A 13,007-nucleotide genomic window follows, 5' to 3' on the forward strand; every position below is an offset into this window, starting at 1 on the left:
ATCATGGAAGAGAATCAACAAAAGGGCATCATTGCCTATTTTGCCAATAACTCTGTCGCTGCGAACCTAATGATGGTGTTCATCATAGTGATGGGTATCGTCAGCTTCATGTTCATTCAACGACAAATGTTTCCAAACGTTGAAGTAAACTACATTAATATTCACGCGGCATACCCAGGAGCCTCTCCTCAAGAGATTGAAGAGAGTATTTTGGTTAGAGTCGAAGAGTCGATCAAAGACGTTACTGGGATCAAAAAGACCGTAGCACGTGCTTCTCGAGGTAGCGCTCATGTATCGATAGAAGTGGATGTGAATGCCGACATCAAACGTGTATTGGACGATGTAAAGCAGCGGGTAGATACCTTATCTAACCTGCCAGCAGGCATGGAACCCATCAACGTTTATCAGGTGGAATGGCGACAAGAGGTGATAGAGATGGGCTTCGTGGGTGATAGGCCACTAGAAGAGCTCAAACCTATCGCTAAGCAAGTTGAAGACGAATTACTGCAACTGAAAAACGTTATGCTGGTGGATATAAATGCACCAGAAGAAGAGATTGCGATTGAAGTCGATCCGCTTGTTTTGCGTAAATACGACCTGACTTTGAACGATGTGAGTAATGCGATTCGTCGTTATTCTGCAAACTATTCTGCAGGTGAAGTAAAAACCAATGCAGGCATGATCGCAGTTCGTATTGAAAACCAATACTACCGTGGTGATGAGTTCCGCAATATCCCAGTTAAGCTGGGAGCGAATGGTGCGAAGGTACTCCTTCAAGATATCGCAACGATTAAAGACGGCTTCACAGAAGAAGATCGTTACTTCGAATACTCGGGTCAAAACGCGATCTACATGGCGGTTCAAGCCACGCGTGATCAAAACATCATCCCAGTTGCTGAATCCGTTCGTAACTACATCGAAGCAAAGAACAAAACCTTACCTGACGACATTCAACTGAAAGTTCTCGTTGATATGACCTACTACTTAAATGGTCGTCTCGACATGATGCTGAAGAACCTTCTTCAAGGTGCCGCATTGGTTGCCATCATGCTCTCGGTATTCCTTCGCTTCCGCTTAGCAATGTGGGTAATGTTGGGGTTACCAGTGTGTTTCTTAGGCGCAGTGATGATGATGCCAATGCTGGGTATCACCGTGAATATTGTGTCTCTGTTCGCCTTTATCATGGTGCTCGGTATTGTGGTCGATGACGCCATCGTAACCGGAGAAAGTGCCTACAGTGAGATCGAAGAGAAGGGTGGTGGTGTTGAGAACGTTGTGACGGGTGTTAAGCGTGTCGCGACTCCGGCTACCTTTGGTGTGTTAACCACGATAGCGGTGTTTGCCCCATTCCTACTCTCAAGTGGGATTGATAGTGCCTTCTTCTACGGCATTGCGGGTGTGGTGATCCTGTGTCTTATCTTTAGCTTGATAGAATCTAAGTTGATCTTGCCGGCTCACTTAGCCCACACTAACTTTACGCCAATCAAAGCAGGCGGTTGGCGGGATAATTTCAACAAGCGTTTCTTCGGATTTGTAAATGGTCCTTACCGCAGCTTTGTTAAGGTTTGTGCCCATTGGCGTTGGACCGTGTTTGCCTTCTTCTGTGGTCTGTTACTGATTAGTGCAGCTTTAGTTAGCTCGAACTATGTACGTGTGATTCCAAACCCGAAAGTGCCAACGGATTATCCGGCGATTACGATTGAGATGAATGACACGGTGTCGAGCGAGCAAACCATCAATGCGTTAAAAACCATTGAAGGCGTGATGCAGAAAATCGAAAACCAGATCATTGATGAGCATGGTCAGGGGATGATTCGAGATGTGCTTTCTTATAACCGCAGCCGTACTGAAGGTCGTATTCTTGTACCGCTTGTGGATGAAGAATTGCGTCCATTCAATACCTTTGAACTTGCACGTCGCTGGCGTGAGGCAATGCCAGTTATTCCGGGCATGAAGAGCTTTAAGATCCGCGAGCAAAGTGCAGGTGGCGGTGACCGCGACGAGTTTGGTTACTTGCTGTTTGGCTCGGATATCAATGAGCTAAACGAAGCAGGTCGCTATTTGATTGGTCGCTTACAGCAAGAGGAAGGTTTGTACGATATCTCGTCGTCTATTGATTCCGGTAGTAAAGAGGTACTGCTATCACTTGCCCCGGTTGCTTATGATTTGGGCTTGGATCTCACCATGATCGCAGAACAAGTGGGCGGTAGTTTCTACGGCGGCGAAGCACAACGCATTATTCGTGATGGCGAAGAAATCAAAGTCATGGTGCGTTACCCGCAACTGACGCGTGAAGCTTTCTCATCACTTCGTTACGCTGTGATTACCACACCAGCAGGTAAAAAGGTCATGCTTGGTGATGTGGTGAAGATCAACGAACAACCGGGTGTGAGTAGTATTCGACGAGAAGGTGGTTACCAAACCGTTTACGTTTATGGTTCTATTGATGAAGAGTTGGTTGAACCTCAAGAAGTTGTGAAGGTTATTGACGAAAACATCTTACCAGACATGAAGCAAGCGTTCCCTAGTGTGAAAACGGAATTGGGTGGTGACATCGAAGAGCAAGCCGCGCAGCGTAACGAGCAAATCATGTTCTTCATTGCAGGCATGATCATCGTATATATCTTGTTGGCTGTGCCACTTAAGAGTTACACCCAACCGCTTATCGTCATGTCGGTGATTCCGTTTAGCTTAACGGGGGCGATTTGGGGACACTTCTGGCTGGATATGGACATCAGCATGATGTCGACATTTGGTTTAATTGCAGCAGCGGGTGTGGTTATCAACGATTCCTTGGTGATGACGGATTACGTTAACCAAGTGCGAGAAAAAGGTATGAGCATTAAGCAGGCGGTTGTTGAAGCTGGCTGTGCTCGTTTTCGAGCGATCACGCTGACGTCTATTACCACCTTCGCAGGTGTACTTCCTATCATGTTTGAAACCAGCTTGCAGGCGCGTTTTGTTATCCCGATGGCGGTCGCGCTTGGTTTTGCCGTTCTGTTTGCAACTGTCCTTACCTTGATTCTTGTGCCTTGTTTGTACCTGATGCTAGAGGATATTAAAAACATCTTCCGCATTGTTAAACGATTCTTTGGTCGTTTGATAGGTAAGTTCCAATCACAGTCATCAAACACTGTCGGCAACGAAAGCACGCAAAGCTAGTTTCACCTAAAGCGAAAATCTAAAGCAGCCTTCGGGCTGCTTTTTTTGTGCCTTAAGCGAACTGAAATGGACTATCTATACTATAAGTTCAGTGAATAGTTAAGTATTAATAAATATCGTTGGTTAATTTAACACTGTGTGTGTGAAATTCGCCATTGAGCAGATAGTAGAAAAATGATCTTTTGTTTAAGTTATTGATATTAAAGGTTTAAAAAGTTGGCACTCTATGTGCAATGTATAGAGCGCAACCCAATGAACTGCTAATCCCTAAGGAGCTTATTATGCAAAGCGTATTTCTATCTACTCTAGGTCTTATTGCTGTAATGTCATCACCAATCGCTGCTGCTAACACTCTAGACAAAGAAGAGTGGAGTGCGGATTTACGTCAAGAATTTACGACAATGAAGCATGAGGCGGTTGCGGACATCCAACAAATGAACATGGACGCTATTGATGAACGCGATGAACGCATTGTTAAACACATCAAAGAACAACAAGCTCAACTGGTAAAGATCAAATGCCAGAAGACAGAGGCAACCAAGTCATAACCTCTGACGACAAAGATTCCGTGTTAGTCACAAGGACGAGTGACTAACCAGAGTGCATCCGATACAAGCATGACGTTAGTGAGCAGTCAGCGTCAACCTTGTTGCTCTATTTGCCAACCTATTTATGGGTTGGCTTTTTTATGCCTGTTGATTGAGGAGGGGCGTCAAAACTGAGAGTTGAGTAGGAGAAATACGGCGGATAGAAAAAAGCCCGCGAAGAATACCTTCACGGGCGAAAAAAGGGCACCAAATTGGGTGTCTATTCATTTTGGAGATGGTCGAACGTCCATATCATACTGACAATAGGCTTGGTGAAAGGCTTACCACCAGTGCGACCAACGAGGCTAAAGTTAACATTGTTGTAATGATTGTTAAAATGTTAATTCTTCAATCAATGATTCCATTATCGTTAGTTCAGGGTGTGAATGTGTTGTTGGTGTGTGTCATAAGTGTGCCAAATATCGTTTTTGATAATAAAACTTATCATAAATCCTATGGTGATCATTTGGATTGGTTATATAAAACTCGACATACTGCATTCTTAATGGTTTCATATTTGCACTTAATGCCACATAATAACTCTGTGTTTGTTAAGCATTTGTATTGCTTTTAACGCTATTTGCCGAAAACAAAAAGAGCGACCTAAGCCGCTCTTGTCTATGTTGATAAGCAAACTTATCAGTCGTTTTAGATTTCTTCGTGCTTATGGACTAGGCCGAAGTCAGCTAAAATGGCATACGCTGCTGGGATCATAAACAGCACCAGCAGAGTGGATGCAAAAATACCAAACACGATGGAGATAACCAGTGGTTGGATAACCTGTGCTTGCAGGCTGGTTTCAGTCAGTAACGGAAGCAAACCTGCTGCAGTGGTCATTGATGTCAGGAATACTGCTCTAAAGCGCTCCCGACTGGCTTTGACTACCGAGTCATGTACATTATCTCCTTCATCCACATGATGGCGTATGTATTGAACTAACAGAATCGAGTCATTCACCACAATCCCTGCTAATGAGACGAAGCCCATCATACTTGGCATACTTAATGAGTGACCGAGTAGGATGTGTCCCCATACCGCGCCAATAAAGGCGAGTGGAATCGCAAGCATTACCACGAATGGTTCCAAATAACTGCGGAATTGGTAACTCAGAATCGCAAACACGCCAAACAAACCAAGCAAGAAGCCTTTACCCATTGATGCGCCAGTTTCGGCGGTATCTTTGGCTTCGCCTTCAAAATCGAAGCGAAGGCCAGGATACTTTTGCATAAGCTTTGGCGCTTCATCTTGTTGGAACTGACGAATAATGGCAGTTGAGTTGGCTTTCGTATTGTCGATATCGCCGAATACGCTCACAGTGCGCAAGCCATCAATGCGCTGGATTCTTACGTAATTACGTTGGAAATCCAAAGTCGCAATGGTCGCGAGTGGAATTTGACTGCCATCGGACAAGATAATTGGGAAGTTTGCCAATTGCTGTAAGTCACCGGCTTGTGCTTTATCGAGGCGAACTTCAATAGAAATGTTTTCTACCCCAACTTGGATTTCGTCTGCGGTTTGGCCAAAGAAAGCCGCACGTAATTGATTAGCGATGAGCTGGCCGTTAATCCCATAAGCTTCCGCCCCCGGACGCAGTTTAACCAAGACTTCTTCTTTACCCATACGCATGTCATCCAACACACCATGGACACCGTCAAACTCATTCAAGTATTGCTGAATATCGATAGAAGCTGCTTTGAGCGCATCCAGATCGTCATGTTTCGCTCGAATCTCAATTGCTCGTCCACCCGGGCCCATGGTCGGTTGTTTAAATACCAGTGAGATAGGATCGGCAAGTTCACCAATGTCTTCGCGCCATGCATCGATAAATTCATCGATGAGTGTGTTACGACTCTCTGCACCAAGCAAATCCAGACGTACCGTGGCAATGTGAGGGCCTGATTCATTCGCGTCGGCATTGGCGTTGAATTGACTGGTGATGTGCAGGACCAATGGATTGCCGTCTTCCACTTTCTCTGTCCATTCTTTATCTAGCTTTTGAGCGGAAGCGACGATCTTATCGACGACGGCTTCCGTTTGAGACAGAGAAGAACCTGGAGGTAGAATAATTCGCGCTTCTGCAATGTCGCCATCCAACTCAGGGAAGGGTTGGAACTTGAGTAACCCCCCTACTAACGTTGCAGCGGAGATAAGAAGCAAGGCAACCACCCCCCCCATAAAGGCATAGCGATACTCGACCACTTTATCGACTGCGTTGACTAAGGTGGTGTTGCGGAAGTTCTCAAAAGAAGCCAGCAGCTTTTGTTTGAACTTGGGTGTCTTTCGCTCTTGCTTTTGTTTATGCAGTGAATGAGAAAGGTGGTTAGGTAGGATCAAGAAGGCTTCCACCAAACTCAAACTCAAAACGAGGATCAGAACTTGAGGTAACGCTTTAAGTACTGCACCCATTTCACCTTGCAGGAATAACAAGCTACCGAAAATACACACCGTGGTTAGGAAGGAAGAAATCACCCCCGGTAGTACCTTTTTCACCCCTTTAATCACGGCATCATCTATCTCTTCTCCTCGGTCGAGGTGAGCGGCAATCGATTCAGCAATAACGATGGCATCATCCATCATGATACCGATGGCCATGAGTAACCCGACCAAAGACATGATGTTAATGGACAGGCCAAGTTGCGCCATCAAAAATAACCCACCTAAGAAGGCAACGGGCAAACCAGCCGCGACCCAAAAAGAGTAGCGAAAACTAAAGAACAACCACATGGTGGCGAAGACCAGAATGATACCTTGCCAACCGTTTTTGACCATCATGGTCAGGCGATCCCAAAGTACGGATGAAAGATCATTGGTCATTTGTAGCATCACACCGTCTGGGGCGATGGCTTGTTGTTCTTCGACAAATTGAGCAACACGTTCCTTGATACGTAGCGCATCGTCTTCTTTGTTTTTGCTGACTTTTAGTAGGGCAGAAGGGTGGCCATCGAAGAGGACTTTTTGTTCATCCAATTCAAACCGATCGGTAATCGTCGCAATGTCTCTTAAGCGGATGATCGAGCCATTTGGGCCAGAGCCCACGGCGATAGTCTCAAGCTCTTCTGGCGTCACGCGTCGTTCGTCAAAGCGGATAAGAAAGTTCTTATCTGGCGTTTCAACATTACCACTTGGTAACTTGACGTTTTGACGACCAATCTGCTCAGCAATATCACCAACACTCAAGCCAAGTTGGCGAATGGCTTGAGTGTCTAACTCTACTCTGACTTGGTGGTCTGAGAAGCCGGCCACGTCAACCAAAGATACGTCATAGTCGAGCTTTAACGTGCGCTTAAGCTGTTCAGCATACGCTTTTAACTCTGGCCATGTGGTATCTGCGGTGATCGCGACATCCACAACTGGCTCATTCCAATCTAGTTCTTGGACTACAGGAGATTCAATCTCTTGTGGGAAGTCATTAATCGAGTTGATCTGAGTCTGAACATCAACCAGCATGCGGCCGATGTCGGCTTCTTCATTCAGTTTTAAGATAAGACGCGCAGAGCCTTCAATCGCTTCACATTGCGTTTCTTCAATGTTAGCAAGACCATCAACAGCATCTTCCATTCGGACACAGATACTCTCTTCGACTTCTTGTGGGGAAGCGCCAGGATAAACTACACCAGCGAGAATGTAGGGCGGGTCAAACTCAGGAAAGGTTTCCCGCTTAATCGTGGAAAGTGAAGAAATACCCAATATCAGCAGCGTTAGCATCAGCAAGTTGGCTGCTGTTGGGTGCTTGGCGAAGAATCGGATCATGAATCAGACTCCTCAATAGTGGCTTCTGACTGTTCTGGTGACTCTTTCAATAGCATGCCGTTAATCGCAGGTAGTAAATCGTTGATGATCAGCTTCTGACCTTGCTCCAATTCGCCATCGATCACCACTTGGTTATTTCGGCGATATAATACTTCAACCGTCACCACTTGCAGACGATTGTCATCACCCATCAGGTAAATCTTATCGCCATGAAGCGCGCGCTCTGGGATGACCCAACTCGGATTCTCTTGCCCCTCAATCAAGGCACGCACAAACATGCCGTTCACCAATGGCGGAGCAGAGGTTGGGTTTAATGCACGGTAGTCTTGTTCAATTTCCAGAATCACACCAGCAGTTGCTTGGCTTGGATCGACGGTTTCACTGATACGTGCAACTTTAGCAGACCAGCTTGCAGAAAGATTACCGCTGTTGAGTTCAATGTTAGCGTGAATCGCATTCATATCAGGTTGTGGAATACCGGACTCGTCGCGAACAAACTCACCGATGCTCGCCGCCAAAGTTTGCATGTCATGAATGGACAGCTGAGCTTCCACTTCCATGACATCAATGCCATGTCCGGTCACCATGGTCTGTTGGAGGTTCACCACTTGGTTTTGCTCAATTTCGACTTCTGCAATACGCAGATCGTAAGGTGAAGTAATGATGGTTTTATCAAGCGAACGTTTCGCTTCATCGACTTTTGATGCATTGACCTTAACTAGGGCTTCTGCGACACGCTTTTCATCCGGCATCAAACCGATTTGGTTTTCGATATCCAGCACTACCTTACGTTGAGAGAGCGTGCTTTGTTCTTGTTGGTCTACATCTGATTGGGAAGTTAGGCCTTTCTTACGCAGGTTTTGTTTACGGTCTAACTCTTTGTTAGCGATAACTAGGCGGTTGGCTTCTATCTTGAGTGTGCTTTTGAGATTCGCTTCTTCTTGGTTCAGCTTAGCCAGAGAGGTTTGGGCAGACTTGAGGTCAGCTAGAGCTTGAACCAGTTTTAACTCGTAATCGAGTGGATCGATACGCAAGATTTCCGTCCCTGCTTGCAGCACTTGTCCTTTTTCCAGTTGCGGGTGGCGGTAAACTACTTTGCCGGATACTTCTGCTATCGCTTTCCATTCAACTTTCGGAGCGATTTTACCAAAGCCAATAGCAACAGGTGCGATGGCTTTGAGTTCCAGAGGAATTGTTTCAACCAATCTTGCACGATCACTTGAGGGCTTGACGGGCAAATCTGGTTTAAGGCTCATCGCCAAAAATAGAATGACGACCCCAACAGCAAGGGCAGGAAAGAACAGCAGCTTTTTATTCATTTTCATATTGGTCGCCCGAATCTAAAAATCCATGTTTCATCAGTTGTATGTTGTGTTCGAATAATCGGTTCAAGAAGGCTTCTGAGAGCTCGATACCGTGAATAGCCAGAAGTGCTGGTGGTGCCATAAAAGGAAACACCATTAAGCTGATGTAAGAGACGCGACAAAGTTGAGGGTCAGCGTCTTTTCGCAAAACGCCACCATCGACTAACTTATCAAAGATCACGCCTTGCATTGGTTTGCTGATATCAGCGAAAACTTTTTCGAGCAACTTACGTTGGGTCTCTGAAGGAGGCATATGCATGACTTGGGCAATCAAACGCGGGAACTGTGGCACCTTAATCATCTCGCGGTAGTAGGTTCGCATTACATCGAGGAAGTTTTGCTCATTGCTGTCTGACATCAATGCCTGCATCTGCTTTTGCATTGGTGACAGTGTTTCGCGCAACATGGTCTCGAACAAGCCCTCTTTGTTGCCAAAGTAGTAGCGAATCATCGCCACGTTGACGCCTGCTTTCTGCGCGACCAGGCGAGTAGATACCTTGTCGTAAGCCATAATGCTGAAGAGTTCGCGCGCATGGAAAATCAGCTTCTCCCGTGCGTCGATTTTATCTGTGGGTCTTCCCGCCCTTCGATGAGCTTCCGTCACAATCGTCTCTCAAAAATATTAAACATTTGATTAATTATAAGACGCTGATTTCTCATACAACATGCGAAAAATTAATCAGTATTTAATCAAGTGATTAATTTGTGAGGGAGAAGGTAATCATCAGGAACAAGAGTACGACGGTTGGTAGGTGGAAAGTTAAAAAGGGAGCCATATAGGCTCCCTTGCTTAGACAGGATGGTAATTAAGAGCTACCGAGGATGTTGTCAGCTTTGTTGATGTTCTTCTCCATCGTGCCCCATGCGTCTTCAAGTGATTCAAGGAAACCCCCTTCATCAAAGATGTAAAACAGTGCAGAAGACATAGCGACACCGATGATTGAGTATTCGATCGCAGTGATACCATCTTCGTTATTTAGAAAGTGTTTAAGTACGTTCATTTGTTTACCTTTTGAAAGCTGTTTAATTTGATTGATTAGCTATTGCCTAGTACGTTTCCGGATTTCTTAATATTGCTTTCCATATCACCCCAAGCCTTCTCTAGTGATTCAAGGAAGCCCCCTTCGTCAAAAATGTAGAAAAGAGCAGAAGACATTGCGACACCAATAATTGCGTATTCGATTGCTGTGATGCCGTCTTCGTTATTTAGAAAGTGTTTAAGTACGTTCATTTGTTTACCTTTTGAAAGCTGTTTAATTGATTGATCAGCTGCTGCCTAGTACTTTGCCAGAGTTCTAAATGTTCTTTTCCATGGTGCCCCATGCGTCTTCAAGTGACTCAAGGAAACCGCCTTCATCGAAGATGTAAAAGAGTGCAGAAGACATTGCTACACCGATGATCGCATACTCGATTGCTGTGATACCGTCTTCGTTATATAGAAAGTGTTTAAGTACGTTCATTTGTTTACCTTTTGAAAGCTGTTTAATTTGATTGATTAGCTATTGCCTATAAGGCAAGAGCATTATAAATTTGAACTTTTCTCAATTTAGCGGATCAGATCTGTTAACTATCAACCATTTAGAGCCTTTTTCGTGTCTGATTCGTTTCTAGCGCATTTCGATAACATTGTTGACCCTCGTATTGAAAGATGCAAAAAGCATCAACTCTTAGATATTCTCTTACTTGCTATTAGTGCCGTGATTTCTGGCGCAGAGGGTTGGGAGGACATTGAAGATTTTGGTCATAATCGTTTAGATTGGCTTCGCAAGTATCGCCCGTTCCATAATGGCATTCCTCGTCACGATACGATTGCAAGGGTTATCGCTCAGCTAAAAGCAGATGAAATTGAGCAAGCATTTCAATCTTGGATGAAGACTCTAATTCAAACGACAGGTACTGATATCATTGCCGTTGACGGTAAAACTGCACGCCACTCTTTTGATACTCGCGGGCGAAAAAATCCTCTTCACTCAGTGAGTGCATGGAGTTGCGCTAACCAACTTGTGTTAGGCCAAGCAGCCGTTGACGATAAGAGCAATGAAATTACTGCCATTCCTAAGTTGTTAGCCTTACTTGATATCGAGAACTGCATCATCACGCTTGATGCAATGGGCTGTCAGCGTAAGATTGCCAAACAGATAGTTCAAAGCAATGCCGACTACGTTTTGGCATTAAAAGGAAATCACTCTACCATGCAAGCAGAGCTAGAGGCATGGTGGCATAAGGCCTGTCGAGAGAAGTTTACAGCGAAAAACTATGCTCAGCACACCGATGTAGACGCAGGGCATGGTCGAATAGAAACACGACATTGTGAGCAACTTCTAGTTGATAAAGAATGGCTGAGTAAACAGTATCAGTGGGAAGGGCTAAGAAGCATCATTAAAATTACTTCTGAGGTTGAGCACTCTATGACGGGCAAGGTTAGCAAAGAGACTCGCTGGTATATCAGCTCATTGGAATTAGATGCAGTTCAAACGCTTAAAGCCGTTCGTGGACACTGGCAAGTAGAAAGTATGCACTGGATGTTAGATATTACTTTCAGAGAAGATGAATGTCGTATACGAAAAAGAAATGGTGCCTTAGCTTTCAATGCGTTAAGGAAAATCGCACTCAACTTGTTTAAGTTTGATACTACCAAGAAGATGAGCATGTCTCGAAAGAAAAAGAATGCGGCACTGAACGATGAATACCGTTCAGTGCTTTTAGAGTCTGTGGTTAAAATGCGCTAGCCTTACTTACTACTGCCTAGTACGTTTCCGGATTTCTTAATGTTGCTTTCCATATCACCCCAAGCCTTTTCAAGTGATTCCAAGAAGCCACCTTCATCGAAGATGTAAAACAGTGCAGAAGACATTGCGACACCGATGATCGCATACTCGATTGCTGTGATACCGTCTTCGTTATTTAGAAAGTGTTTAAGTACGTTCATTTGTTTACCTTTTGAAAGCTGTTTAATTTGATTGATTAGCTATTGCCTAGTACGTTTCCGGATTTCTTAATGTTTCTTTCCATATCACCCCAAGCCTTTTCTAGTGATTCCAGGAAGCCACCTTCATCGAAGATGTAAAACATTGCAGAAGACATTGCGACACCGATAATTGCGTATTCGATTGCTGTAATACCATCTTCGTTATTTAGAAAGTGTTTAAGTACGTTCATTTATTTGCCTTTTGAAAGTTGTTTAATTTGATTGATTAGCTGCTGCCTAGTACTTTGCCAGAGTTCTTGATGTTATTTTCCATCGTTCCCCAAGCATCTTCTAGAGACTCTAGGAAGCCGCCTTCATCAAAGATGTAAAACAGTGCAGAAGACATTGCGACACCCATAATTGCGTATTCGATTGCTGTAATACCATCTTCGTTATTTAGAAAGTATTTAAGTAGGTTCATTAATTTACCTTTTGAAATTTATTTAAAGTTTCTCGATGTACTTTTAAGTAGCTACAGATCGTTGAGACCATTTCAATATGACCATTATCGAATCAATACTCCACGTTATTAACAAAATTTGGCTTTTAATAAGAAAACTTCGTCTAAATCTAGAATGAACAATCTACCTAAAGTAAATGAATAGTGTGATTTGTACTCATGTATCGGTGCGAAGGTATATCAGGTAAAAACACGGAACTCAGTTTGGTTTTTTAGTCTTTTTTATAAAAATGCGTCATTAATTCGATTTGTTAATCATTGTTAATTTATATTTATCCGTTTATTGGTTGGGTATCACGAAAATCTTATGTAGCATCCTTTCTAAAATTTAAGGCAATGACAATTAATTAATCCTTTTGCTTTGGTAATCATTAATGGTTAACACTGAACCGTGGTACTTGTTTCAAGTTACATTGAGAGGGGGATAGACATGATTAACGTTGTGATTGTTGGGATTTCAACCAGTTTAGAGGCTTTGTTGCGTAATTCGGACAGAAAACCAAATTGCCCGAAAATTGAGTGATTATTAAACAACATGCTCAGCCTTCATGGTTTATACATGTGAGGTTTGAGATTAATAGTTAGAAGTGAGGAGAGGACAAACTTATCGGATATCTCTAATTTCAACTAGAACACGAGTGATGGATGCCCAGTATTTAAGCAAATCTAATAAATGTATTACAACGGCATAAGCAAAAAAGCTAACACATATGAGC

Annotated in this window: 12 protein-coding genes; 3 read left to right on the forward strand and 9 right to left on the reverse strand. The window is 43.9% G+C overall.

Going from position 1 to position 13,007, the window contains the following annotated elements; genetic code table 11:
- Window positions 1–3: 3 nt before the first annotated feature.
- Together KIV40_RS17155 and KIV40_RS17160 are read left to right on the forward strand one after the other, a co-directional pair.
- The gene (locus tag KIV40_RS17155) at window positions 4–3,162 is read left to right on the forward strand and encodes an efflux RND transporter permease subunit (protein ID WP_285350400.1); all 3,159 of its coding nucleotides are present in this window, start codon (window positions 4–6) and stop codon (window positions 3,160–3,162) included.
- A 281-nt stretch (window positions 3,163–3,443) separates the two neighbouring features.
- Complete coding sequence (locus KIV40_RS17160; protein WP_005429553.1) at window positions 3,444–3,710, forward strand: hypothetical protein; 267 nt, start codon at window positions 3,444–3,446, stop codon at window positions 3,708–3,710.
- 687 nt (window positions 3,711–4,397) lie between these two features.
- Here KIV40_RS17160 and KIV40_RS17165 read toward each other — a convergent pair.
- The 6 genes from KIV40_RS17165 to KIV40_RS17190 form a co-directional block, all read right to left on the reverse strand.
- Complete coding sequence (locus tag KIV40_RS17165; protein ID WP_285350401.1) at window positions 4,398–7,499, reverse strand: efflux RND transporter permease subunit; 3,102 nt, start codon at window positions 7,497–7,499, stop codon at window positions 4,398–4,400.
- Window positions 7,496–8,824, reverse strand: a complete 1,329-nt coding sequence (locus KIV40_RS17170; protein WP_285350403.1) for an HlyD family efflux transporter periplasmic adaptor subunit — start codon at window positions 8,822–8,824, stop codon at window positions 7,496–7,498. The genes KIV40_RS17165 and KIV40_RS17170 overlap by 4 nt, the downstream gene beginning before the upstream one ends.
- Window positions 8,811–9,467: a TetR/AcrR family transcriptional regulator gene (locus KIV40_RS17175; RefSeq protein ID WP_285350404.1), complete on the reverse strand. Its 657-nt coding sequence runs from the start codon at window positions 9,465–9,467 to the stop codon at window positions 8,811–8,813. Before KIV40_RS17175 ends, KIV40_RS17170 begins: the two co-directional genes overlap by 14 nt.
- A gap of 202 nt (window positions 9,468–9,669) precedes the next feature.
- Window positions 9,670–9,864, reverse strand: coding sequence for a Flp family type IVb pilin (locus tag KIV40_RS17180; protein ID WP_285350406.1), 195 nt, complete (start codon window positions 9,862–9,864; stop codon window positions 9,670–9,672).
- Window positions 9,865–9,899: 35 nt separating this feature from the next.
- Window positions 9,900–10,094, reverse strand: coding sequence for a Flp family type IVb pilin (locus KIV40_RS17185; protein WP_045374446.1), 195 nt, complete (start codon window positions 10,092–10,094; stop codon window positions 9,900–9,902).
- Between the two features lie 64 nt (window positions 10,095–10,158).
- Window positions 10,159–10,323 (reverse strand): Flp family type IVb pilin, encoded by a 165-nt coding sequence (locus tag KIV40_RS17190; RefSeq protein WP_285350408.1) that lies wholly within the window; start codon window positions 10,321–10,323, stop codon window positions 10,159–10,161.
- 132 nt (window positions 10,324–10,455) lie between these two features.
- On the opposite strand from KIV40_RS17190, the gene KIV40_RS17195 reads away from it, so the two are divergent.
- The gene (locus tag KIV40_RS17195; protein ID WP_285350410.1) at window positions 10,456–11,592 is read left to right on the forward strand and encodes an ISAs1 family transposase; all 1,137 of its coding nucleotides are present in this window, start codon (window positions 10,456–10,458) and stop codon (window positions 11,590–11,592) included.
- A 2-nt stretch (window positions 11,593–11,594) separates the two neighbouring features.
- On the opposite strand, the gene KIV40_RS17200 is transcribed toward KIV40_RS17195, so the two are convergent.
- Genes KIV40_RS17200 through KIV40_RS17210 form a run of 3 tightly spaced genes read right to left on the reverse strand, consistent with a single transcriptional unit; the run spans window position 11,595 to window position 12,252 of the window.
- On the reverse strand, window positions 11,595–11,792 hold the full coding sequence (locus tag KIV40_RS17200; RefSeq protein WP_285350412.1) for a Flp family type IVb pilin: 198 nt from the start codon (window positions 11,790–11,792) through the stop codon (window positions 11,595–11,597).
- A gap of 35 nt (window positions 11,793–11,827) precedes the next feature.
- Window positions 11,828–12,022 carry a Flp family type IVb pilin gene (locus KIV40_RS17205; protein WP_285350413.1) on the reverse strand — a complete coding sequence of 65 codons (195 nt, stop codon included), beginning with the start codon at window positions 12,020–12,022 and terminating at the stop codon, window positions 11,828–11,830.
- A gap of 35 nt (window positions 12,023–12,057) precedes the next feature.
- A complete protein-coding gene (locus tag KIV40_RS17210) occupies window positions 12,058–12,252 on the reverse strand; it encodes a Flp family type IVb pilin (protein ID WP_285350414.1) in 195 nt (64 codons plus the stop codon).
- Window positions 12,253–13,007: the final 755 nt, after the last annotated feature.

Source organism: Vibrio sp. D173a, from assembly GCF_030248475.1.